At 65.3% G+C, this 21,684-nt stretch carries 22 protein-coding genes, 1 tRNA gene and 1 pseudogene; 18 read left to right on the plus strand and 6 right to left on the minus strand.

All coding sequences use genetic code 11. The features are described from left to right. Positions 1-8: 8 nt before the first annotated feature. From GTH22_RS19700 to GTH22_RS19745, 10 genes and pseudogenes are all read left to right on the plus strand, one after another. Positions 9-1,145, plus strand: coding sequence for an acyl-CoA dehydrogenase family protein (locus GTH22_RS19700; protein ID WP_252947291.1), 1,137 nt, complete (start codon positions 9-11; stop codon positions 1,143-1,145). A 40-nt stretch (positions 1,146-1,185) separates the two neighbouring features. Then, complete coding sequence (locus GTH22_RS19705; protein WP_252947292.1) at positions 1,186-2,130, plus strand: tripartite tricarboxylate transporter substrate binding protein; 945 nt, start codon at positions 1,186-1,188, stop codon at positions 2,128-2,130. A 23-nt stretch (positions 2,131-2,153) separates the two neighbouring features. Continuing rightward, positions 2,154-2,600: a tripartite tricarboxylate transporter TctB family protein gene (locus tag GTH22_RS19710; RefSeq protein ID WP_252947293.1), complete on the plus strand. Its 447-nt coding sequence runs from the start codon at positions 2,154-2,156 to the stop codon at positions 2,598-2,600. Positions 2,601-2,605: 5 nt separating this feature from the next. Next, on the plus strand, positions 2,606-4,093 hold the full coding sequence (locus GTH22_RS19715; RefSeq protein ID WP_252947294.1) for a tripartite tricarboxylate transporter permease: 1,488 nt from the start codon (positions 2,606-2,608) through the stop codon (positions 4,091-4,093). Then, a complete protein-coding gene (locus tag GTH22_RS19720; RefSeq protein WP_252947295.1) occupies positions 4,090-4,848 on the plus strand; it encodes an electron transfer flavoprotein subunit beta/FixA family protein in 759 nt (252 codons plus the stop codon). The genes GTH22_RS19715 and GTH22_RS19720 overlap by 4 nt, the downstream gene beginning before the upstream one ends. Further along, positions 4,848-5,773, plus strand: a pseudogene (locus tag GTH22_RS19725) (electron transfer flavoprotein subunit alpha/FixB family protein). The gene GTH22_RS19720 and the pseudogene GTH22_RS19725 overlap by 1 nt, the downstream one beginning before the upstream one ends. Before the next feature lie 8 nt (positions 5,774-5,781). After that, on the plus strand, positions 5,782-8,295 hold the full coding sequence (locus GTH22_RS19730) for a phosphoenolpyruvate carboxylase (RefSeq protein ID WP_252947296.1): 2,514 nt from the start codon (positions 5,782-5,784) through the stop codon (positions 8,293-8,295). Positions 8,296-8,715: 420 nt separating this feature from the next. Then, the gene (locus tag GTH22_RS19735) at positions 8,716-9,090 is read left to right on the plus strand and encodes a DUF3489 domain-containing protein (protein WP_252947297.1); all 375 of its coding nucleotides are present in this window, start codon (positions 8,716-8,718) and stop codon (positions 9,088-9,090) included. After that, the gene (locus tag GTH22_RS19740) at positions 9,068-9,382 is read left to right on the plus strand and encodes a DUF2924 domain-containing protein (protein WP_252947298.1); all 315 of its coding nucleotides are present in this window, start codon (positions 9,068-9,070) and stop codon (positions 9,380-9,382) included. The genes GTH22_RS19735 and GTH22_RS19740 overlap by 23 nt, the downstream gene beginning before the upstream one ends. Continuing rightward, positions 9,379-11,019 carry a recombinase family protein gene (locus GTH22_RS19745; protein ID WP_252947299.1) on the plus strand — a complete coding sequence of 547 codons (1,641 nt, stop codon included), beginning with the start codon at positions 9,379-9,381 and terminating at the stop codon, positions 11,017-11,019. Before GTH22_RS19740 ends, GTH22_RS19745 begins: the two co-directional genes overlap by 4 nt. 173 nt (positions 11,020-11,192) lie before the next feature. Here the strand turns inward: GTH22_RS19745 and GTH22_RS19750 are convergent. From GTH22_RS19750 to mnmD, 4 genes are all read right to left on the minus strand, one after another. Then, a tRNA-Gln gene (locus tag GTH22_RS19750) sits at positions 11,193-11,267 on the minus strand. Between the two features lie 81 nt (positions 11,268-11,348). After that, positions 11,349-12,740 carry a mechanosensitive ion channel domain-containing protein gene (locus tag GTH22_RS19755; RefSeq protein WP_252947300.1) on the minus strand — a complete coding sequence of 464 codons (1,392 nt, stop codon included), beginning with the start codon at positions 12,738-12,740 and terminating at the stop codon, positions 11,349-11,351. 82 nt (positions 12,741-12,822) lie between these two features. Further along, positions 12,823-13,686, minus strand: a complete 864-nt coding sequence (locus tag GTH22_RS19760) for a DMT family transporter (protein WP_252947302.1) — start codon at positions 13,684-13,686, stop codon at positions 12,823-12,825. Next, a complete protein-coding gene (gene mnmD, locus GTH22_RS19765) occupies positions 13,683-14,366 on the minus strand; it encodes a tRNA (5-methylaminomethyl-2-thiouridine)(34)-methyltransferase MnmD (RefSeq protein WP_252947303.1) in 684 nt (227 codons plus the stop codon). The genes GTH22_RS19760 and mnmD overlap by 4 nt, the downstream gene beginning before the upstream one ends. Positions 14,367-14,415: 49 nt before the next feature. Between mnmD and GTH22_RS19770 the strand changes: the two genes are divergently transcribed. After that, complete coding sequence (locus GTH22_RS19770; protein ID WP_252947304.1) at positions 14,416-15,450, plus strand: FAD-binding oxidoreductase; 1,035 nt, start codon at positions 14,416-14,418, stop codon at positions 15,448-15,450. A 109-nt stretch (positions 15,451-15,559) separates the two neighbouring features. Then, complete coding sequence (locus GTH22_RS19775) at positions 15,560-15,937, plus strand: hypothetical protein (RefSeq protein ID WP_252947305.1); 378 nt, start codon at positions 15,560-15,562, stop codon at positions 15,935-15,937. Positions 15,938-15,988: 51 nt separating this feature from the next. Here the strand turns inward: GTH22_RS19775 and GTH22_RS19780 are convergent, their stop codons facing one another. Then, positions 15,989-16,978, minus strand: coding sequence for a glutathione S-transferase family protein (locus GTH22_RS19780; protein ID WP_252947306.1), 990 nt, complete (start codon positions 16,976-16,978; stop codon positions 15,989-15,991). A gap of 212 nt (positions 16,979-17,190) precedes the next feature. On the opposite strand from GTH22_RS19780, the gene GTH22_RS19785 reads away from it, so the two are divergent. Further along, the gene (locus GTH22_RS19785; protein ID WP_252947307.1) at positions 17,191-17,541 is read left to right on the plus strand and encodes a hypothetical protein; all 351 of its coding nucleotides are present in this window, start codon (positions 17,191-17,193) and stop codon (positions 17,539-17,541) included. Between the two features lie 39 nt (positions 17,542-17,580). Here the strand turns inward: GTH22_RS19785 and GTH22_RS19790 are convergent, their stop codons facing one another. Then, positions 17,581-18,753, minus strand: coding sequence for a MalY/PatB family protein (locus tag GTH22_RS19790; protein ID WP_252947308.1), 1,173 nt, complete (start codon positions 18,751-18,753; stop codon positions 17,581-17,583). Between the two features lie 94 nt (positions 18,754-18,847). On the opposite strand from GTH22_RS19790, the gene def (GTH22_RS19795) reads away from it, so the two are divergent. The 5 genes from def (GTH22_RS19795) to GTH22_RS19815 all read left to right on the plus strand — a co-directional run bounded on the left by def (GTH22_RS19795) (position 18,848) and on the right by GTH22_RS19815 (position 21,592). After that, on the plus strand, positions 18,848-19,369 hold the full coding sequence (gene def, locus GTH22_RS19795; RefSeq protein ID WP_252947309.1) for a peptide deformylase: 522 nt from the start codon (positions 18,848-18,850) through the stop codon (positions 19,367-19,369). Between the two features lie 9 nt (positions 19,370-19,378). After that, positions 19,379-19,843 (plus strand): peptide deformylase, encoded by a 465-nt coding sequence (locus tag GTH22_RS19800; protein ID WP_252947310.1) that lies wholly within the window; start codon positions 19,379-19,381, stop codon positions 19,841-19,843. Then, complete coding sequence (gene def / locus GTH22_RS19805) at positions 19,840-20,331, plus strand: peptide deformylase (RefSeq protein WP_252947311.1); 492 nt, start codon at positions 19,840-19,842, stop codon at positions 20,329-20,331. The genes GTH22_RS19800 and def (GTH22_RS19805) overlap by 4 nt, the downstream gene beginning before the upstream one ends. 122 nt (positions 20,332-20,453) lie before the next feature. Continuing rightward, on the plus strand, positions 20,454-21,356 hold the full coding sequence (fmt, locus tag GTH22_RS19810) for a methionyl-tRNA formyltransferase (RefSeq protein ID WP_252947312.1): 903 nt from the start codon (positions 20,454-20,456) through the stop codon (positions 21,354-21,356). Next, complete coding sequence (locus tag GTH22_RS19815; RefSeq protein ID WP_252947313.1) at positions 21,356-21,592, plus strand: hypothetical protein; 237 nt, start codon at positions 21,356-21,358, stop codon at positions 21,590-21,592. Before fmt ends, GTH22_RS19815 begins: the two co-directional genes overlap by 1 nt. Positions 21,593-21,684 lie beyond the last annotated feature (92 nt).

Here is a 21,684-nt window from a genome sequence, read left to right on the forward strand (position 1 = left end):
GCAAGCACATGACTTTCGATGATGATGACCGCCTGGCATTCCGTGACTCGGTTGAGCGATACATCCGCGACCACGCCGATCCCGAGTCGGTCATGGAGTGGGACGAGCGCAAGGAATTCCCTGAGACCGTGGTGCAAGGGATGGCCGAACAGGGCTGGTTCGCCCTGACACTGCCCGAGACATATGGCGGCATCGGCGACTACCTGGACATGACCTCGATGCTTGAGGTGATCGCCTCGGCCTCGATCACGCTGGCACGGTTCTGGAACATCAACGTCAACATGGTCGGCGGGGCCATCGCGGCCTTGGGTGCGGATCATCTGAAATCGGAGATGCTGCCCAAACTCGCGGAGGGTAAAGTTCGCTTTGCTTTCGCGCTTAGCGAAAACAACTCAGGGTCCGACGCCTCGGCACTCAAGACCCGTGCCGAAGTTGGCGACGAAGAGTTCACCGTCAACGGCACCAAGATGTGGATAACCGGCGCCCAGCAGGCGGACTACATCCTGACGGCCGTTCGGACTGATCCGAAAGCCACGCGTCACGATGGCATCAGCCTGATCCTGATCCCGCGCGAGGCCGAGGGCGTGACCGTCACCCCGATCCCGCTGCTGGGTGGCCATGCTGTGCGGACCTGCGAGGTCAACTTCATCGACGTGAAGGTGCCACGCAACCTGATGGTAGGCGACCTGCATACAGGCTGGAAGCAACTGATGCCGATCCTCGCCAAGGAACGCGTCGCGCTGGCCGCCATGTGCATGGGTGCCGGTCAGGCGGCTACCAATCTGGCCATCGAGTACTGCACGCAGCGCCAGCAGTTCGGACGGCGGCTGACAGCCTTTCAGGCGGTGTCCCACAGGATCGTGGAGATGCAGAACCGCACCGACGCGGCGCGACTCCTGACCTATCACGCCGCAGAGAAGCTTAACGCGGGGCAACAATGCTCGCGCGAAGCATCGCAGGCGAAGCTCTTTGCTTCGGACAGCTACATGCAGACCGCGCTGGACGGTCTGCAGGTAATGGGCGCCAACGGCTATTCGATGGAATATGCCATGCAGCGCCATTTCCGCGAGGCCAAGGTCTTTCAGATCTTCGGCGGAACCAGCGAAATCCAGAAGAACATTATCGGCAAGGAGCTTGGGCTCTGAGCGCGGCCGCATGCCGCAAGACTTAACGGGAGGAAAAACCATGAAACGCTTCAAGCATACCGTCGGCACGCTGTGCCTGGCGCTGGGCCTGACCGGCACCGCCGCACTGGCGTGGGAACCGGAAAAGCCCATCGAGATCGTCGTCGGTTTCTCCGCCGGGGGTGGCACAGATGTGATGGCGCGCACTCTGGCAACGGCTGCGCAGGACGAGTTTCCCGTGCCGCTGGTCATCGTGAACCGCGCAGGCGCATCGGGTGTGTCCGCTGCGGAATACGTCGCCCGCCAACCTGCCGATGGCTATACGCTGCTGGTTACCGGAGGATCGGAAAGCACGTCTGTTCCGAACCACCGCGAGGTTGGTTACGACATCTCCGAGGATTTTCAGGGTATCCTGCGCGCCGTCCGGATGCGGATTGTGCTGCTGGTCCGCGAAGACAGCGAAATCGCCTCTGTCGAAGATCTTGTGGCGCAGGCCAAGGATGCGCCGGGCGAGATCGTTTACGCCTCAAGCGGCGCAGGCAGCCTGTACCATTCGACCATGCTGGCCTTCGGCGACGAAGCCGGGATCGACATGGCGCATGTTCCCTTCAAAGGCGGTGCCGAAACCATGGTCGCCCTGCTCGGTGGGCATGTCGATGTGGCTCTGGCTTCGCCGGACGAGGCGCAGCGGCAGATCGAGGCGGGCAAGGTGCGCGCCTTGGCGGTCACTTCGGACGACCGTTTTCCGGGGCTACCGGACGTCCCGACCCTGCAGGAGGCCGGCTATGACGTCTATATCGACAACATGAAGGGCCTTTCTGCACCCGCTGGTCTGCCCGATGACGTATATGAATATCTGAACAGCCGCTTTGCTGAAGCCGTCAAAAGCACCGAATTCGTCAAGCTTGCCGAAAAGTCGGGCCTGGAAATCAGCTATCTCGATGGTCCGTCGTTCGACGCGCAGATCGACAAGATGTCCAACGCCATCGGCAAGGCCCTGGACTGAAGCCGATGGATCGGAGCGGACTGATGTTCACCCGGATATTCGGAGCAGTCCTCATGATCGCGGCGGTTCTATTCGCCGCGGTCATCCCGGGGAACTACGCAGCCTATGAGCATGGCGTGCCCGGACCGGCGCTGATGCCGTTGTCAGCGCTTGCCTTTATCGCCCTCGGCGGCGCGGGCATGGCCCTGAAGTCCGCATCTGCAGGCGTCTTGCCGTGGCGCCAGAACCTGCGGCAGATTGGCGGTGCGTTCGCACTGTTGGCCTTTGGTGCCGCCTACGCAGCAGCGATGCCGATACTCGGTTTCGTTCCCGCCACGGCTGTCTTCATCATGCTGACCTGCCTCGTCTTCGGCGGTCGGCGACCGGTGATCCTGATCGCGTTGGCGGCTCTCGTGCCCCTCGCTTTGCACTATGGTTTTACCGGCATCTTCAACCTGCCATTGCCCGAATCCAGCTTCCTGCAGGAGTGATCCCCATGACATTCGTTTACGTGGCGCTTGGAGAGGTCCTTCAAGCGAGCAACCTTCTCATCCTTGTCGCTTCAGTTGTCGTAGGCTTAGTCACAGGCGCGATACCGGGTCTGACGGTCAACATGGCGGTTGCGTTGGCAGTACCGCTGACCCTGAGCATGTCGCCCGTCGCCTCGATAATGATGCTGCTGGGGCTCTATTGTTCTGGTGTTTACGGTGGAAGCGTCTCGGCGATCTTGCTGAATGCCCCCGGCACCCCGGCTTCGGCAGCGACAAGCCTGGACGGTTATCCGCTGGCCAAGCAGGGACGAGCAGGGCTGGCGCTCAAGGTCGCGATCTTGGCCTCAGTGGTCGGTGGACTGTTCAGCGTCATGCTGCTCATTCTCGTGGCCCCCGGTCTTGCCGAGATCGCCCTTCGCTTTGGTCCGGTGGAGCTGGCGGGTCTGCTGCTGTTCTCGCTTGCGCTCGTGGCTCTGGTGTCGGGCGCTGACCCCATGAAAGCGATGGTCGCGACGGGGCTCGGCGTATTGATGTCCTCGGTGGGCAGCGATCCGATGCTCGGCACGCCGCGCTTCATCTTCGGGATCAACGACTTCTACGATGGAATTCCGTTCATCCCCTTGTTGATCGGTCTCTTTGCCGTGTCCGAGATGCTCTTCGCGGCCGAGAACCGGTTCCGGGGCACTGGCGCGCCGTTGGAGATGTCCGGTCAGCGAGAAGCCAACCGGCTTGGTCGGACCGAGGTGCGCCGTATCGCCCTGCCGGTCCTGTCTTCCAGCGCCATCGGTTCATTCGTGGGAATGCTTCCGGGTCTTGGTGCGTCGGTTTCCAGTTTCCTGTCCTACTCCGTCGCGCAAAAGACCTCGCCGCATGCGGATGAATTCGGCAAGGGTGCCATCGAAGGCGTGGCGTCTGCAGAGGCCGCAAACAACGCCGTGACCGGCTCGGCGATGATCCCCTTGCTGGCACTGGCCATCCCAGGGGATTCCGTTACCGCGATCCTGCTGGGTGCCTTGATGATCCAGGGTGTAGCGCCAGGACCGATGATTTTCGCGACTGCTCCGGACATGGTCTACACGATCTATTTCGCGCTGCTTCTGGCCAATATTTTCATTGCGGTGCTGGCATTGGTGGCGATCCGTCCACTGACGCAAGTACTGCGCCTTCCGCAGGTCTACTTGTATCCCGTCATCTTGGTGATGTGCGTCGCCGGCAGCTACGTGCTGCGCTCCAGCGGCTGGGACGTGGCGACCATGTTCGCGGGCGGATTGCTGGGCTACCTGCTGCGCCGGATGGCATTGCCGCTTGCGCCGCTGCTCATCGCATTCATCCTTGCCGCACCATTCGAAGAGGCTCTGCGCCAGGGCCTGACAATGTCGCGTGGCAACCTGGCGGTCTTCTTCTCCAACCCGATCTCGCTGGGCTTCATCATGGTGACGATGTTGCTGATCGCGGGGTCGGCATTCATGAGCATGCGAAAGGTGGCTAAATGAAGGTCCTGGTCCCCCTGAAACGGGTGATCGACTACAACGTGAAGGTCCGGGTGAAGTCGGACGGGAGCGGGGTCGATCTGGCGAACGTGAAAATGTCGATGAACCCGTTCGACGAGATCGCCGTCGAAGAGGCGATCCGCCTCAAGGAGGCCGGAACCGCCGAAGAGGTCGTGGCCGTCTCCATCGGCGTGAAGCAGGCGCAGGAAACGCTCCGCACCGCGCTCGCCATGGGCGCCGACCGCGCGATCCTCGTGGTGGCCGCCGATGATGTCCACCAGGACATCGAGCCGCTGGCGGTCGCCAAGATCCTCGCCAAGATCGTCGAGGAAGAGCAGCCGGGCCTCGTGCTCGCCGGCAAGCAGGCGATCGACAACGACATGAACGCCACCGGCCAGATGCTCTCGGCCCTGCTCGGCTGGTCGCAGGCCACTTTCGCCTCCGAGGTGAAGGTCGAGGGCGATCATGCCGTGGTGACCCGTGAGGTCGACGGCGGCCTGCAGACCATCAAGGTGAAGATGCCCGCCATCGTCACCGTGGACCTGCGCCTGAACGAGCCGCGCTACGCCTCGCTGCCCAACATCATGAAGGCCAAGAAGAAGCCGCTGGATGAGAAGACCGCCGCCGACTACGGCGTCGACGTCTCCCCGCGCCTCGAAGTGGTCAAGACCTCCGAGCCCGAAACCCGCCAGGCAGGCGAGATCGTGGCCGATGTCGATGCGCTGGTGGCGAAACTCAAAGAAAAGGGGGTTATCTGATGGCTGTTCTCCTTCTTGCCGAAGTGACCGATGGCGAGCTGGCGATGGACGCCACCGCCAAGGCCGTCTCCGCCGCGAAGTCGCTGGGTGATGTGACCGTGCTCTGCGCCGGGGCCTCTGCCTCTGCCGCCGGTGAGGCCGCTGCCAAGATTGACGGCGTGGCCAAGGTGCTCGTCGCCGAAGACGCTTCGCTGGGCCACCGTCTTGCCGAGCCGACCGCCGCGCTGATCGTCTCGCTTGCGGGTGACTACTCGCACATCGTCGCCCCGCCACGACCGATGCAAAGAACGTGATGCCCCGCGTCGCCGCCCTGCTCGATGTGATGATCCTCTCGGACGTGTCCGGCGTTGTCGACGCCGATACCTTCGAGCGCCCGATTTACGCCGGGAACGCGATCCAGACCGTGAAGTCGAAAGATGAAAAGAAGGTTATCACCTTCCGAACCTCCACCTTCGACGCCGCCGGTGAGGGCGGTTCGGCCTCGGTCGAAACCGCCTCCGCAGCCGACAACCCCGGCCTCTCCGAATGGGTCGAAGACAAGGTGGCCGAGAGCGACCGCCCCGAGCTGACCTCCGCCGGCATCGTCGTCTCCGGCGGCCGCGGCGTGGGCTCGGAAGAGGACTTCGCGCTGATCGAGAAGCTCGCCGACAAGCTCGGCGCCGCCGTGGGTGCCTCGCGCGCCGCGGTCGACTCGGGCTTCGCCCCGAACGACTGGCAGGTCGGCCAGACCGGCAAGGTGGTCGCCCCCGACCTCTACGTCGCCGTTGGTATCTCGGGTGCGATCCAGCACCTCGCGGGCATGAAGGACAGCAAGGTGATCGTGGCGATCAACAAGGACGAAGAGGCCCCGATCTTCCAGGTCGCCGACTACGGCCTCGTCGCCGACCTCTTCACCGCCGTCCCCGAGCTGATCGAAAAGCTGTGAGGGGACAAATGTTGGACAGACCCGTTTCCGACAACACAGAACGCGTCGTCACCATGCTGACGGGCCGCCTTCTGGGGATCATCGCCAAACACGAAGGGCCGGTCGTCGCCACTGCCTGTCGAACCGCGCTCGAAAATAGGGTGCAGTCAGATGTCGCCGGTCAGCGCCATTGCCAACAGGTCCTCCGGATGTTGGGTCTGACCATGCAGTTCCGAAATCTGGCGCAGATGGTGGTCGGTATGGAACAAGGTGACCCCCTTGACGTGCTGCGAGACCGCCTCGCGTCCTACCAAGGCGAAAATGTGAATAAGGTTTTACAACAAGTCTCGGTCGAACTGGTGCTGACGGCCCACCCCACGGAGTCCACGCGCCGTAGCATCCAGCGTATCGTTTCAGGGCTCGCCGACTGCTTGGCTGAGGTCGCCAGTCCGGCGCGGGACGACAGGATCGACGCATTGATCGAAATTCTGTGGCTGACCAGTCCTGCCCGCCAAGAGGGATTGAGGATCGAGGATGAGATCACCAACGGTGTGGCGGTGCTGATGCATTCCATCGTACCGGCGCTGACATCCGTCAGACGCATCCTCGACGCCCGACAGCCGGGCAGCGGTGGCCGGTTGACCTTTGGGACCTGGATCGGAGGGGACCGGGACGGACATCCGCATGTCTGTGCCGACACGCTTCATAGGGCGGCCAGCGCCCAATCGAAAGCCATTCGCGCCTACTATCTTTCGGCGCTCGCCTCTTTCGAGGAGGTGCTGAGCGTCGACGACCGCCTCGTCGACCTGCCGATGGACCTGCGGGAGCTTGCCGCGAAACCTCACGAAACTCCGCTCCACTACAGCCAGGAAACCCTGAGATCCGCCATTTCAGCCATATCCCAAAAACTCCGGAATGAGAGCTACGCCTCCGCCGATGCCTTCGTCCGCGATCTAAAGACGGTCGAAGGCGCGCTAGAAGGGATCGGACTGTCGCGGCACTTCATAGACCCTTTGTCGGAACTGGGCGTTACGGCTGGCTGTTTCGGTTTTCACCTGTCTTCGATCGACCTGCGGCAGAATTCATCCGTACATTGCCGCGTCGTCGCGGAGCTGTTGCGCGCAGTCGAGCTGGCAGAAAGTTACCAGGACTGGAGTGACGCTGAGAAAATGGCGTTCCTTTCGACGCTCGGTCCGAATGCGACGTGTGCGAAGTCGTTTGAGGCGCTCGAATTGTCCGACGAAACGAGGTCCGAGCTCGCAATTCTGCGTGCTGCGGCAGCGATCCGGTCTCGGCTGGGTGCGCGGGCCATCCGCTATGCAATCATATCGAACACGGGCAGTGCGGCGAATGTCACGGAGCTGTGTTGGCTTCTGGATCTCTGCGGTCTGGGTGGAGAGGACGGCGTACAGCCGGTTCCCCTGTTCGAGACGATTGGCGACCTTCGCGCGGCACCCGGAATCATGCGCACGCTTCTGGGGACGAAATTCTACCGTGCGCGCCAAGACGCCCAAGGGTGCCATCTGGTGATGCTAGGATATTCCGACAGCAACAAGGACGGCGGAATCGTAACCTCTCGCTGGGAAATCAGCAAGGCCGAGCGTGCCTTGGTGGATGTTTTCGACAGCGCCGGTGCAAGGGTACGTTTCTTTCACGGCCGGGGCGGTTCCATCGGGCGCGGCAGCGGAACCGTTCGGGACGCGATCAAGGCGCAGCCGTCCGCCTCTTCGTCGCTGCGTTTTCGCGTGACCGAACAGGGCGAGGTCATCTCGAAACGCTACGGGACCGTCGATCAGGCGACGCGCCACCTGGCCGAAATGTCCGCCGAGGTCATCGCATTCGGCCAGACGATCTCGCAGTCCAGGGAGCGGCCGGCCGATACCGAGTGCCTGTCCCACTTCTCGGAGGCCGCGTATTCGGCCTATCGTGATCTGATTGACGGGACCGAGGGCTTGTTCGACTATTTCCGAGGCGCGACGATCGTCGAATACCTGCCGCAGCTCAACATCGGCTCGCGCCCGGCGTCGCGTGGTGCCTTGACGAGCGTCGACCGGTTACGCGCGATCCCATGGGTCTTTGGCTGGGCCCAAAGCCGCCACATGCTACCTGGGTGGTACGGGTTCGGACAGGCTGTCGAGAGTTGTTCCGCCGAACAACTCGACGACCTCTGCCTAATCTACCGTGACAATGCCGCGTTCCGCAGTACCGTGGACAGCATTGGACTGGCGATGAGCAAGGCAGATATGGAGATCGCCCGAGGCTACGCCGGGCTGGTCGAGGACAGAGCAGTGTCGCGGCGCGTGTTCGACCGGATCGAGGCAGAGTGGCGTCGGTCCGTCGACGGTTACAATGCACTCACCGGTCGTTCGATTGCCAAGGTCAATCCCGGGTTCGCGGAACGGCGCAAGGCTCTGGACATCCTGAACACGCAGCAAATCGCGGTGCTGACTGGGCTGCGGACTTCGCCGAACGATGCCGAATTACTGACACGGCTCAAGTTGACCATGAGCGGCATTGCGGCCGGGTTGCAACACGTCGGATAGGTAGTATCAAAGTCCAGAACTGGATTCCGTCGCACGCGATACAGAACAGCTTGGTACACCTATCTCATACGCATGCAGATGTTCTTCTAGCAAGTTGTGCTGTGACCCGCGGTATTGGCTTCACCCATGAAGCTGGACCACCCTAAGTGAGGATTCTCGGCAGCTTTGGCGCGGACTCTCCCTCGAACCAGAGGAAGACGCGGGTCTCAGGTCACCCGGCAAACTGGACATGCGTTGTTCTGCAGACTGCGGCCCACCCTGACTTGCGGAACCTGCCTTGAAACTGGACTTCAGCGGCACGTAGAGCGGTATTGCGTCTGAGAGTCGCGACACACCTGTCGTTCGGCCCTCCGCCCGGCCCTCCGGGCTCTTCCTGGTAGCAGGGGCAAGGTGCTCCTGCCTTGAGCACAGGAGAGCCAGATGACCCAGGCTGACAAGGCATCCAACTCGGAAAACCGAAAGACCAAATCTCACACGACCAAAAAGGCGCAGCTGATCCGATTGCTGAAGGCGAAGGCGGGCGCCGATATTTTTGCCCTCAGCAAGCGGCTGGAGTGGCAGCCGCACACGACCCGGGCGGCCCTTTCGGGGCTGCGGAAGGCTGGCTACGAGATCGGCATCGAACGCCCAGAGGGCAAGCCGCCGCGCTACCGCATCACCGCCGAGCCGGAGGTGGCAAATGGGAAAGGCGGACCCGGATCGGCAAGCCAACATCGCGGTTTGGGAGGAGACCTTCGGGTCTCCTCCACCTGCCTACCTGTCGGTCGACTTCATGCTCCGGGCCATCGCGCATGAGGAACAGTGCCGGCAACACGGCAGGTTGCCGGAGAACCTTCGGCGAGACCTGCGCCGTATCGCCGAAGGACAGAGCGTTTCGAAAGCGGTCGGTAAGCGGGTCCGCGCGGGCGCCCATCTCGTGCGGGAATGGAACGGGCGGACCTACCAGGTGGAGGTGGTGGAAGGCGGCTACAGGCTTGACGGAAGGACTTGGCCCTCGCTCTCTGCTGTGGCGAAGCACATCACCGGCACGGCCTGGTCAGGGCCGCGGTTCTTCGGATTGAAAGGTAGGGGCGGGGCGAAGCCGTGAAGAAGATCCGCTGCGCTATTTACACCCGCAAGAGTTCGGAGGACGGGCTGGAGCAGGAATTCAACTCGCTGCATGCCCAGCGGGAAGCCTGCGCGGCCTATATCGCCAGCCAGAAGCACGAGGGCTGGGTTGCGCTGCCGGATCACTATGATGATGGTGGCCTGTCGGGCGGAAGCCTCGAACGCCCGGCGCTGCAGCAGCTTCTGGAGGACATGCGGCAGGGCCGGATCGACCAGATCGTCGTCTACAAGATCGACCGGCTGACCCGCTCGCTCGCCGACTTCGCGAAGATCGTCGATACACTCGACGCGGCCGGCGCCTCCTTTGTCTCGGTGACCCAGTCCTTCAACACCGCCACCAGCATGGGGCGGCTGACGCTGAACATGCTGCTCAGCTTCGCCCAGTTCGAACGCGAGGTGACGGCCGAGCGCATCCGGGACAAGATCGCCGCCTCCAAGCGCAAGGGTCTCTGGATGGGCGGACAGGTTCCGATGGGCTACCAGGCCGACGGACGGACGCTGACGATCGACGAGGGCGAAGCGAACACTATCCGGCATCTCTACGATCTCTACGATGAGCATGGCACGATCGTGGCGGTCCGCGACACGGCGTCCGGTCTGGGGCTTCGGAGCCGCCTCAGACGCAAGCCAGAGGGCACGATCACTGGCGGACGCCCCTTCGACCGCGGCCACATCCATCACATCCTGACCAACCCGCTTTATGCTGGCCGGATCCGGCACCGTAGACAGGTCTACGCCGGCGCCCATCCGGCTATCATCGATCCGGAGCGTTGGGACCAGATCCAGGTCTCGCTGCAACACGGAGCCGCGCGCCGACGCGGGCAGGGCAGGGCGGCGCGCACGAGCCTGCTCTGCGGCAAAATCTTTGATGAGACAGGGGATCGGCTCACGCCCTCGCACACAAAGACCCGGTCCGGCACCCGCCTGCGCTACTACATCTCCAACCGGCTGGTCGCGGGCCGGGCCGAGCAGCATCCCGACGCCTGGCGCCTGCCGGCCGAGGAGTTGGAGCGCAGGGTTGCAGGCCTGGTTCGGACGATACTCACAGAACCGAGCTTGCCCAGCGAGATAACGGCCAATCCGACGGCAGACGCCATCGGGAAGATCGCGCCACGGCTCGATGCGCTGAAGGCTGATGGCGACACCGCTGCTTTGCTTGAACTGGCGCAACGTGTCGAGATCGCGCCGGGCACCTTGCACCTCGTGCTGGACACCTCGGCCATCGCGACCCAACTCGGAGTTTTGGGAGGTGACGTTCAGCCCGAGCCGATCACCCGCGCTTTTCCGTTCCGACTGCGCAAGCGGGGCGTAGAGACACGCATCATCCTGGCCGATGCTCCGCCGGAGACCGACGACACACTCATCCGGAACATCGCGCGGGCCCTGTCCTGGTTCGAACGAGTGCGCGCCGGCGAGACCTTCGGCGACATCGCGAAGTCCAGCGACACCTCCAAGCGCCGCATCCAGCAGATGATCGGCCTGGCGTTACTCGCGCCGGATATCATTCGCATGGTCATGGATGGAGATCAGCCGGCTGGCTTCACCTCCGACTGGTGCAAGCGGAACATCCTTCCGTCCGATTGGGTCGAGCAGCGCACCATCATCGCGGCGCTCTGACTCCCCAAAAATCCTACCTGCTACCATGGAAATGCCGATCTGAGACCGGGGCCAGAATTGGCGTCCATTCGGCCCTGTCTTCCGGTCTCAGGAAGAGCCGCGCAAGCGCAAGCCTTTGAACTCGCGCCACATAGTGGCGCCAAACGCGTACCGTACGATTTCCGGAAAGTGCCTGGCTGGGGTGGTAGGATTCGAACCTACGATACACAGTACCAAAAACTGCTGCCTTACCACTTGGCTACACCCCAACGGCGAGGGGCTTCCTACTCAACCTCGGTGAGCCTTGCAAGCCCCCTGCGTGAGGAAAATGCGCCTTATTCCCCCTTCCCCTATTCGACCTTGGTTGTGTCGTCGAGAAGATCGTCCTCGTGGCCCTCTTCGGCGCGTTCGGCTTCGACCATGGCTTCCAGCTCCTTTTCCTCGGTCGCGCCCACATCGGCGGTTTCGGTGATCGGGGTCGGGGCCGGGGTGACGGTCTCGGGCGCGGTCGGTGCCACGGGCTCTTCGGGCGTGTCCTGGGCGGGCAGCGCCGGGGCGGGCAGGGCGCCGAAGGGCGGATCAAGCCGCAGCCGGTAGGTCGTGTCGGGGATCGACAGGCCCGCCGCCTCCAGCGCCGCCTTCACCTGCCGCAGCGCCTCGCCCTTGGCCAAGAGCAGCGAGGTCTCTGTCTGGTCGATCCAGCCCGCCACCTTCAGGATGATCCCGGCGTCGCTGATGCTGTCGATCCAGACACTTGCTGCTGGGGTCTCCAGCGTAAAGGGCAGGGCCTGCACCGTGTCCTGCGCGATGGCACGGGCGGCCTCCATGTCGACCGGCCCCTCGAAGCCAATATCGAACAGGAACCGCCGCTCCCGGTTGCGCGAGAAGTTCACGATCCGGCTCTTGAACACGGTCGAGTTCGGGATGCGGATGTGGTTGCCGTCCCAGCTCAGGATGATCGTTGCCCGCGAGGTCAGGCGAATGACCTTGCCCTCGTCGCCGTTGATCTCGATCGCGTCGTTGGGGCGGAACGGCTGGCGGATCGAGAGCATGATCGAGGCGATGAAGTTTTCCACCGTGTCCTTCACCGCAAAACCGATGGCCAGACCGATGATACCGGCCGCCCCCAGAATGGTGCCGAGCAGGGCGGTGGCATTCAGGATGTCCAGCGCCACCACGACGCCCGCCACCACGAAGGCGAGGCGGATCAGCATCCGGTAGATGTCGGCAATGAAGGCATTGGGGGCGAGCCGTTCCCAGGGCTGCTTCAGCCGCGCCAGCAGCACCCCGACGAAGGCCACCGCCAGAAAGGCGCAGAGCGCGATGATGAGCAGCGGGGCCCAGGCGATCATCTGGGTCACGCGGTCCTGAAAGCGCTTCACCGCCGGGTTCAGCCGCTCGACGACATCGGTGCTTTCCACCACCTCGTTCTCGATCGCAACCACCCCGTCGACCCGGGCCACGAGGTCGTTGAGCTGACGGGCCTTGGCGGCGTCCAGCGTGGTTCCGCGCAGGGTGACGATGCCGGATTTCACCGCGACGGTCACATCCTCGTAGCCCTCCAGCTCGCTCAGGATGGTGCGGATGCGCTGGGCAATCGCGGCATCCTGCTCGCGGCTCTCCTCCACGCCGATGGTGCCGGTGGGCTGGGCCTCTGTGGTGTCCTGCGCGCGCGCCGTGGTGGCGGGCAGGGCGAGGGTGAGCGTGAGGGCAAGCAGCAGGAGGCGGAGGGCAAAGCGCATGTGGTCAAATCCATCGGGATCAAATTTTCCCCATGGTAGGCGGCGCTTGCCGCGGGGAAAAGCCCCGTTCGCCCGCCCGCGCTCAGGCTTTGCGTTCGCGCCAGAGCGTGAACACCCCGGCCGAGACCACGATGGCCGCCCCGAGGATCGTCGTGGGCGGCAGGATGTCGTTCCACAGCGCCACGCCGATGATCGAGGCAAAGACCAGCTGGAAATAGGCAAAGGGCTGCACCGCGCTGGCCTCCGCCACCTCGTAGGTCTTGATCAGCAGCCAGTGCCCGGAGACGCCGGTCAGGCAAAGGCAGCTCATCCAGAGCCATTCGGTCCCGGTCATCGGGGTCCACTGCCAGAGCGCGACGGCGGTCATCACCACCGCTCCGGTGGTGCCGGTGTAAAAGAAACTCGTCGCCGTGGTGTCATAGCGTGAGGCGTAGCGCGTCAGCAGCCCGTAGAGCGCGAACATCAGCGCGCTGGCCAGCGCCATCAGCGAGGCGGGCGTGAATACGCCAAAGCCGGGCCGCAGGATCACGAGAATGCCGCAAAACCCCACGCCCACCGCCGTCCACCGCCGCCAGCCCACCCTTTCGCCCAGCACCGGGCCGGAGAGGGCGGCGATGATCAGCGGGTAGCAGGCAAAGATCGCATGAGCCTCCACCAGCCCGAGCCAGACAAAGCTCTGCACCGCCACGCAGATCTCGGCGGCCAGCAACACGCCCCGGAAAATCTGCAGGAATGGCCGGTTCGAGCGGGCCGCCGCCTTCAGCCCGCCCTTGGCACGGGCGGCAATTGCAATGACGAAGGCCGCGAAGAACCAGTAGCGGATCATCACCACCATCATCACCGGGTAGATCTCGGACAGGTGGCGCGAAAGCCCGTCCTGCACCGCAAAGACAAAGGTGGTGGCGATCATCAGAAGGATGCCGTTGGTCTGCGGGCTGCGCGTCATCTGTGGGGGCCTGTCGAAAGGGTGCCACGGCTCATGTGGCGCTTGCGGCCATACCCGGGCGCGCGGGCAACGTCAAAGCCCGCCGCCTCCAGGGCCCGGCGCACGTGGCCGGCGGCGGTGTAGGTGGCAAATGTGCCCCCCGGCGCGGTGTGGCGGGCGACCTCGGCCATCAGCTCCGGCTCCCAGAGCTCGGGGTTCTTGGCCGGGGAGAATCCATCGAGAAACCACGCATCGGCGCGGCCCGTCCAGTCGGGCAGGGTGGTGCGCGCATCCCCGGCGATCACCTCCGCCTCCAGCCCCGGCGCGGAAAACCTGCCGCCCGCCTCGGGCCAGCCCGCCACCAGCGCCTCCGCCAGCTCGGGGAAGGCCGGGGCGAAGGGCTCCAGCGCCCGCGCCGCCTCTGCCGCGCTCATCGGAAAACCTTCAAACCCAGTGTAGCGCACCGCCACCCCCGCCTCCCGCGCCGCCTGCCAGAATGCCAGCAGGTTCAGCCCGGTGCCAAACCCCAGCTCGCCCACATGAAAGCCCTCGCACAGCCGCCCGGGCAGCCCGTTGCCCGCCAGAAAGGTGTGCCGGGTCTCGGCCAGCCCGTTCTCCAGCGAGAAATAGGGATCGTCGAAGCGGGTGGAGACGGGGGTGCCATTGTCGCGCCATGCGAGCTGGGCGGGATGGTGGTGCATCGGGGGATGGCCTATGAGTTCGGGCGGAGAATGGCGGCGGGGCCGGGGGATGTCCATGGCAGAGATCACAGTGCGCGGAGCCGGAGTTTTCGGCCTCTCGGTGGCCTGGGAATGCGCCCGGCGCGGCGCTTCGGTGCGGCTGATCGAAAGCCGCGCCGTCGGGGCAGGCAGCTCGGGCGGGGTGGTCGGCGCGCTTGCGCCCCACGTGCCCGAAAACTGGAACCCCAAGAAGGCCTTCCAGCTCGAAAGCCTGCTCGCGGCCGAGCGCTTCTGGGCGCAGGTGCAGGCGGCGGGCGGGGTCGATCCCGGCTATGGCCGCACCGGCCGGGTGCAGCCCGTGGCTCCCGGCGGCGAGGATCTGGCCCGCGCCCGCGAGGCCGGTGCCGCACAGCTCTGGCAAGGCCGCGCCGAATGGCGCGTGGTCAGCACGCCTCCCGCCTTCGCCCCCGCCTCCCCCACCGGCCTCTATGTGGCCGACACCCTCTCGGCCCGGCTCCACCCGGCCCGCGCCTGCGCGGCGCTGGCCGCTGCGTTTACAGCGCTGGGCGGCGAGATTGTCATCGGCGAGGCGGCGGAGCAGGGCCCGGTGATCTGGGCCACCGGCGCGTCCGGGCTCGAGGCGCTCTCGCAGGGCAGACCGCGCGTCGCGGGGCAGGGGATCAAGGGGCAGGCCGCGCTTCTGGGCTTCGATGCCGGCCCGTCCGCCCCGCAGCTCTTCGCCGAGGGCCTCCACATCATCCCCCACGCCGATGGCACCACCGCCATCGGCTCCAGCACCGAGCGGGAGTTCGACGGGCTGGAAACAGACTCCCAGCTCGACGCGCTGATCGACAAGGCCCGCGCCCTCGTGCCCGCGCTGGCCGAGGCCCCCGTGCTCGCCCGCTGGGCAGGCCTGCGCCCCCGCGCGCGCAGCCGCGCGCCGATCCTCGGGCCATGGCCGGGCCGCGACGGGCATTTCATCGCCAACGGCGGCTTCAAGATCGGCTTCGGCATGGCCCCCGGCGTGGCGCAGGTCATGGCCGACCTCGTCCTCGACGGGCACGACACCATCCCCGAAGGCTTCCACGTCGAAGACAGCCTGTAGGGCGGGACTTGTCCCGCCGCGCGGCGGCGCGGCAACGCGGCGCCACAAATTGTTAACGAAAGGTTAACATCACCTCCGCACGACCCTATCTTTCCCCCACGAGGGACAGATGAACGAACTGGCATTCGCAGCAATCTATTGCGCCCTCGTGGCGGGCGGGGAGACGGAAGTCTCCCATGCCTACAACGTCGGCTACGACCTCAACTACATCCGCGTCGACTGCGAAACCGACGACACCGTCATCGAGCTCGGGCTCGACAAGCGCAGCTCCATCGACAGCCTGCACCAGGCCGTCTTCGCCGCCTCCCTCACCGGAAAGCAGCCCATGGTGGTGATGATCGACACCGACCGGCGCGAAGACCGCTACGAGTTCCAGGTGCGCACCGTCGCCCAGCGCCTCGGGGTCGACTACCGGGTGATCGACGCCAACTGGCTCATCCGCTGGCAGATGACCCAATACCTGCGCAACTACCCCCGCGGCTCCTGAGTCGCCAGGGTGGGCGGCGGGACAAGTCCCGCCCTACCCACGCCGCACCGCTCACGCCGCCTTCAGCGCCTCGCGCCCATGCGGGGCGGTCCAGTCCAGCACCGGGTTGATCGGGATGATCCGATGCGGGTTCACCGTGTCGTGGCTGTAGTGGTAGTGGCGGATGTAATGCGCGGGCACCACCGTCGCGGCCACGCCGGGTTGCTGGTAGAGCTCGCGGGCATAGCCCCAGAGGTTGGGCATCTCGCGCAGGAAGTTGCGGTTGCACTTGAAATGCGTGTGGTAAACCTCGTCGAAGCGCACCAGCGTGGTGAACAGCCGCCAATCCGCCTCGGTGATCTGCCCGCCCACGAGGTAGCGCTGCTTCGCCAGCCGCGCGTCCAGCCAGTCGAGGCTCTCAAACAGCGGATGGATCGCGGCGTCATAGGCCTCCTGCGTGGTGGCAAACCCGGCCTTGTAAACCCCGTTGTTCACCGTGTCGTAGACCCGCTCGTTCACCTCTTCGATCTCGCCGCGCAGCGCCTCGGGCCAGTAATCATCGGTATTGCCGGTGATCCCGTCGAAGGCCGAATTGAACATGCGGATGATCTCGGCGCTCTCGTTGCTCACGATTGTATCGCGCTGGGTGTCATAGAGCACCGGCACCGTCACCCGCCCGCTCATCTTCGGGTCCACATGGGTATAGACCTGCCACATGTAGTCCTTGCCAAGGAGCCCGTCGCCGGTGGCCCCGGCAAAATCCGAGCGGAACTCCCAGCCGTTTTCCAGCATGTCCGGGTGCACGACCGACACGGCGATATGCGCCTCCAGCCCCTTCAGCGCCCGGAAGATCAGCGTACGATGCGCCCATGGGCAGGCCAGCGACACGTAGAGATGGTAGCGCCCGCTCTCGGCGGCAAACCCGCCTTCGCCCGAGGGCCCGGCAGAGCCATCCGCCGTCACCCAGTTGCGAAACCCGGAGGTCGAGCGCACGAACTTTCCGCCGCTCTCCTTGGTGTCATACCATTCGTCTTTCCAGACGCCTTCAACCAGACGGCCCATGCTGTTCTCCATTCCTGTGCTGCCACGGATATAGCCTCTGTGCGCTCCTTGCGAAACTTGCGCGACAAGAGGGTATTCTGTGCATTCCTGCGGTGGAACCGCCAGCGTTGCCGATGAGTTTCAAACTAAAGTCGTTGGTCGCCGCCAAAACGTTAACCTTGACGTCACCCGATTCGGTCACAATGCTCATGCGCCAAGAGTGGAGCTGCCAAATGTCTGATTTCCTGCCACAATCGGTCCGAGAGGGTCTGGAGGCCGCACGCCGCGAGGCGGAGCGCCGCAAGAGCCGTCTGAAAGTTCGCGATGGCGACGACACCTACCAGGTGCTGCGGTTCTGGACCAAGGGCTTTGCCCTCGCAGCCGATCCCGCGCCCAACCTGCGCGGGTTGGTCGACCTCTTCGAGGGCGAGCGCCACCTCTACCAGTGCCTCATCGTGAACAGCCGCGAAGAGGCGGGCGAGCGGATCTTCGAGTTCAAACGTTCCACCGCCGCCAGCGATTCCGCCCCGCTCGACTTCGAGCGCCGCAGCGATGCACCGGTGGGCTACCTTCCCAGCAGCTAGGCCAGGGGCAGGGTCTCTCCTGCCGCCCGGCCCGCCGTTCTATTGCAGGTCGCCAAACGCCGCCTGCAACCGCTCCACCGCCTCGGCCACCCGCGCCCGCGGCGTGGCAATGTTGAACCGCAAAAAGCTCTCGCCGCCCTTGCCGAAGGTCGGCCCGTGGTTCACCGCGATCTTCGCATCCTTCTCCACCCGCGCGGCAAACTCGGCCGGCGCCATCCCGGTGCCGTCGAAATCCACCCAGCTCAGGTAGGTCGCCTCCAGCGGCATCGAGGCCAGCCCCGGGATCTCCGCGATCCCGGCGTCAAACACCTTCCGGTTTCCGTCGAGATAGGCACAGAGCGCATCCACCCACTCCGCGCCCTCGGGCGAATAGGCGGCCTCGGCCATGAACAGCCCGAAGGAGTTGGGCGACAGCCCCAGCGCCGCCATCTTCTTGGCAAACCGCGCCCGCAGCGCCTCGTCCGGGATGATGACATTGCCGGTATGGGCACCCGCGATGTTGAAGGTCTTGGTGGTCGAGCTCATCATCACCAGCCGGTCTTCCACGCCCTCGATCAGCGCCATCGGCACATGTTTCTGGCCGGGCATCAGCAGGTCGTGGTGGATCTCGTCCGACACCAGCACCAGGTCATGGCGCCTGGCAAAGGCGGCCACGCCCTCGAGCTCGGCCCGGGTCCAGACCCGCCCGCCCGGATTGTGCGGCGAGCAGAGCACCAGCATCTTCGCGCCGCTGCCCTCCATCTGCGCGTCCCAGGCGTCGAAATCCATCTCGTAGCGGCCCTCCCGCAGCGCCAGCGGGCACTCCACCACCCTGCGCCCGGCCGCCTCGATGACCCGCGCAAAGGCATGGTAGACCGGCGTCATCAGCACCACCCCGTCGCCGGGGTCGCTGAAGGCATCGACGCAGACCGCGGTGCCGTTCACCAACCCGTGGGTGGTGAAGATCCAGCCGTCCTCCACCGTCCAGCCATGGCGCTCGGCCAGCCACCAGCGGATGGCCGCCTTGTAGCCCGAGTCGTCGCCGTAATAGCCGTAGAGCCCGTGGCCGATCATCTCTTCCAGCGCGCCCTGCACGCAGGCGGGCGGGCGAAAGTCCATGTCGGCCACCCACATCGGCAACCCGCCGTCGGCGGGCACGCCGTAAATCTTTTCCATCATGTCCCACTTGGCCGAGTGGGTGCCGCGCCGGTCGATGATCTCGTCGAAATTCATGGGAAGGCTCCTTGCTTGCGCCCGAAACTAGCGCAGCGTCTTCCGGGCGCAACCCATGTTGCACAGCGCCCCCGCCTGTCCTAAATCCCCTCCCATGGCATTGCGTGACATTCTCATCCATCCCGACCCGCGGCTCAAAAAGCCCGCCGACCCGGTGACAGACTTCGACAAGGAGCTGCACCGGCTGGCCGACGACATGCTCGAAACCATGTACGAGGCCCCCGGCATCGGGCTGGCCGCACCCCAGATCGCCGAGATGCAGCGCATTCTGGTGATGGATTGCGTCAAGGACGAAGAGGCCGAACCCCGCCCGATGGTGCTGATCAACCCCCAGGTCGTCTGGTCGTCGGAGGAGAAGAACGTCTACGAGGAAGGCTGCCTCTCGATCCCCGACCAATACGCCGATGTCACCCGCCCCGCCGAGGTGAAGGTGCGCTGGCAGGGCCTCGACGGCACCGCGCAGGAAGAGCAGTTCTCCGGCCTCTGGGCCACCTGCGTCCAGCACGAGATAGACCACCTCAACGGCAAGCTCTTCATTGATTACCTCGGCCCGATGAAGCGCCAGATGATCACCCGCAAGATGCAGAAACTGAAGCGCGAGCAGGCCCGTGCCTGAACCCCGCCCATGAGCGTGCTGCCCGTCGTGCTCTGGCCCGATGCGCGGCTCAAGCAGGTCTGCGCGCCGGTCGCGGGCGAGGACATGGCCGCGCTGGCCGCCGACATGCTCGACACCATGTATGCCGCGCCCGGTCGCGGGCTCGCCGGCCCGCAGGTCGGCGTGATGCGCCGCATCTTCGTCATGGACGCCGGCTGGAAACAGGGCACCCCGAGCCCCCGCATCTGCCTCGACCCGGTGATCACGCCGCTCGGCGACGACCTGGCCACCATGGAAGAGGGCTGCCTCTCCATCCCCGACCGCCCGGTGCGCATGACCCGCCCGGCCCGCGTCCGTCTCGACTACACCGACGAAACCGGCACCGCCCGCAGCATCGAGCTGTCCGGCGCCGAGGCCGCCATCGCACAGCACGAGGCCGACCATCTCGACGGCAGGCTCATCATCGACGACCAGCCCGAGCCCTTCCCGGCATGAGCGCCCGCCCCCTCATCCCCTGGCCCGACAGGCGCCTGCAAACCGCCGCCGCGCCGGTGGGCGAGATCACCGACGAGATCCGCGCCATCTGGGACGAGATGGTCGAGGTGATGGAGGCCATGCCCGGCTACGGCCTCGCCGCGCCCCAGCTCGGCGTCATGCTCCGCCTCGCCGTGGTCGATTGCTCCAAGGCCCGCGGGCAGGTCGTGCGCCTCGCCGACCCCGAGATCACCATGGCCTCCGAAGAGCTGTTTTCCTGGGAGGAGGCCAGCCCCAACCTCCCCGGCGCCTCCGCCAGGCTGTCGCGCCCCGCCCGCGTGGCCGTGGCCTATACCGACGAAAGCGGCGCGCGGGTCGAGAAGAAGTTCGAAGACCTCTGGGCCACCTCCGTCCAGCACCAGATCGACCATCTGAACGGCCGCATGTTCTTCGACAACCTCAGCCGCACCAAGCGCCAGATGCTGCTGAAGAAGGCCACCAGGCGCTGACGCCCCGTAGGGTGGGTGAAACCCACCACCCCGGCACCTGCGCCGCCCGCAGCCGCAAGACGCCACCCCCTACACCCCACCCCTTCCAGATGCTAAAGCCTCCCCCAAAAGGAGCCCCGCCAATGCGCCTCATCTTCATGGGAACCCCCGAGTTTTCAGTGCCCGCGCTCGATGCGCTCCACGACGCCGGCCACGAGATCCTCTGCGTCTACACCCAGCCGCCCCGGCCCGCCGGGCGCGGCAAAAAGGAGCGCCCCTCCCCGGTGCAGGCCCGCGCCGAGGCCCTCGGCCTTCCCGTCCGCCACCCCGCCCGCCTCAAGGATGACGAGGCGCAGCAGGCCTTCGCCGCGCTCGGGGCCGACCTCGCCGTGGTGGTCGCCTACGGCCTCATCCTTCCGCAGCCGGTGCTCGATGCGCCCCGCTTCGGATGCATGAACATCCACGCCTCCCTGCTGCCCCGCTGGCGCGGTGCCGCGCCGATCCACCGTGCCGTGATGGCCGGCGATGCCGAAACCGGGGTCTGCATCATGCAGATGGAGGCCGGCCTCGATACCGGCCCCGTCCTGCTGCGCGAAAGCACCCCCATCGGCCCCGAGGAAACCACCGGTGACCTGCACGAGCGTCTCTCCGCCCTCGGCGCCCGGCTGATCGTCGCCGCCGCCGACCGTGCCGGCGCGCTCCCGCCCATGCCCCAGCCCGACGCGGGCGTCACCTATGCCGACAAGATCGACAAGGCCGAAGCCGCCACCGACTGGACCCGCCCCGGCGCCGAGGTCGATCGCCACATCCGCGGCCTCTCCCCCTTTCCCGGCGCATGGACAGAGGTGGCCGGCGAGCGCCTCAAGCTCCTGCGCTCCCGCCTTGCCCCGGGCGAGGGCGCCCCGGGCGAGGTTCTCTCCGGCCTCACCCTCGCCTGCGGCAGCGGTGCGGTCGAAATCACCCAGGCCCAGCGCCCCGGCAAACGCCCGATGGAGGCGGCAGAACTCTTGCGCGGTCTCACGCTTCCGGGCAGTCTCGGCACCTGATGTTCCATGTGCTCCTCCTCATCGCCGGTGCCGCCGCCGGATTCGCCCTGAACCGTGCCGCCGACCGCCGCTTCGATGACGAGGTCGCCGCCGCCATGGGGGCCGGCGTCGTGCTGCTCTGCTACATCGGGCTGCTTTTGCTGCCGCTGCTCCTCGGCCTGGTGAAACTCGCCCTCATCCTTGCCGTCATCGCCGGCGCTGCCGCCGCGCTCTACGTCGTCGCCAAAAAGAAGTAGCCGGCCCGCGCCGGACCAACCCGAAAAATCCATCGCAAAGGTCCACCCCGCCCGTGCGCCATCCAGCGAAAGACGGGCGGGGCTTCACCTTG

This window comes from Oceanicola sp. 502str15 (assembly GCF_024105635.1).
In the GTDB taxonomy this organism is placed as follows: Bacteria; Pseudomonadota; Alphaproteobacteria; order Rhodobacterales; family Rhodobacteraceae; genus Vannielia.

Coding starts and splice junctions, on each gene's coding strand:
- def (WP_252947311.1), top strand. CDS start 19,840: ATGAGCGCCCGCCCCCTCATCCCCTGGCCCGACAGGCGCCTGCAAACC.
- GTH22_RS19700 (WP_252947291.1), top strand. CDS start 9: ATGACTTTCGATGATGATGACCGCCTGGCATTCCGTGACTCGGTTGAG.
- GTH22_RS19800 (WP_252947310.1), top strand. CDS start 19,379: ATGAGCGTGCTGCCCGTCGTGCTCTGGCCCGATGCGCGGCTCAAGCAG.
- GTH22_RS19710 (WP_252947293.1), top strand. CDS start 2,154: ATGTTCACCCGGATATTCGGAGCAGTCCTCATGATCGCGGCGGTTCTA.
- fmt (WP_252947312.1), top strand. CDS start 20,454: ATGCGCCTCATCTTCATGGGAACCCCCGAGTTTTCAGTGCCCGCGCTC.
- GTH22_RS19755 (WP_252947300.1), bottom strand. CDS start 12,740: ATGCGCTTTGCCCTCCGCCTCCTGCTGCTTGCCCTCACGCTCACCCTC.
- GTH22_RS19770 (WP_252947304.1), top strand. CDS start 14,416: ATGTCCATGGCAGAGATCACAGTGCGCGGAGCCGGAGTTTTCGGCCTC.
- GTH22_RS19790 (WP_252947308.1), bottom strand. CDS start 18,753: ATGAATTTCGACGAGATCATCGACCGGCGCGGCACCCACTCGGCCAAG.
- GTH22_RS19780 (WP_252947306.1), bottom strand. CDS start 16,978: ATGGGCCGTCTGGTTGAAGGCGTCTGGAAAGACGAATGGTATGACACC.
- GTH22_RS19775 (WP_252947305.1), top strand. CDS start 15,560: ATGAACGAACTGGCATTCGCAGCAATCTATTGCGCCCTCGTGGCGGGC.
- GTH22_RS19815 (WP_252947313.1), top strand. CDS start 21,356: ATGTTCCATGTGCTCCTCCTCATCGCCGGTGCCGCCGCCGGATTCGCC.
- def (WP_252947309.1), top strand. CDS start 18,848: ATGGCATTGCGTGACATTCTCATCCATCCCGACCCGCGGCTCAAAAAG.
- GTH22_RS19735 (WP_252947297.1), top strand. CDS start 8,716: ATGACCCAGGCTGACAAGGCATCCAACTCGGAAAACCGAAAGACCAAA.
- GTH22_RS19785 (WP_252947307.1), top strand. CDS start 17,191: ATGTCTGATTTCCTGCCACAATCGGTCCGAGAGGGTCTGGAGGCCGCA.
- GTH22_RS19740 (WP_252947298.1), top strand. CDS start 9,068: ATGCTCCGGGCCATCGCGCATGAGGAACAGTGCCGGCAACACGGCAGG.
- GTH22_RS19760 (WP_252947302.1), bottom strand. CDS start 13,686: ATGACGCGCAGCCCGCAGACCAACGGCATCCTTCTGATGATCGCCACC.
- GTH22_RS19715 (WP_252947294.1), top strand. CDS start 2,606: ATGACATTCGTTTACGTGGCGCTTGGAGAGGTCCTTCAAGCGAGCAAC.
- GTH22_RS19705 (WP_252947292.1), top strand. CDS start 1,186: ATGAAACGCTTCAAGCATACCGTCGGCACGCTGTGCCTGGCGCTGGGC.
- GTH22_RS19730 (WP_252947296.1), top strand. CDS start 5,782: ATGTTGGACAGACCCGTTTCCGACAACACAGAACGCGTCGTCACCATG.
- mnmD (WP_252947303.1), bottom strand. CDS start 14,366: ATGCACCACCATCCCGCCCAGCTCGCATGGCGCGACAATGGCACCCCC.
- GTH22_RS19720 (WP_252947295.1), top strand. CDS start 4,090: ATGAAGGTCCTGGTCCCCCTGAAACGGGTGATCGACTACAACGTGAAG.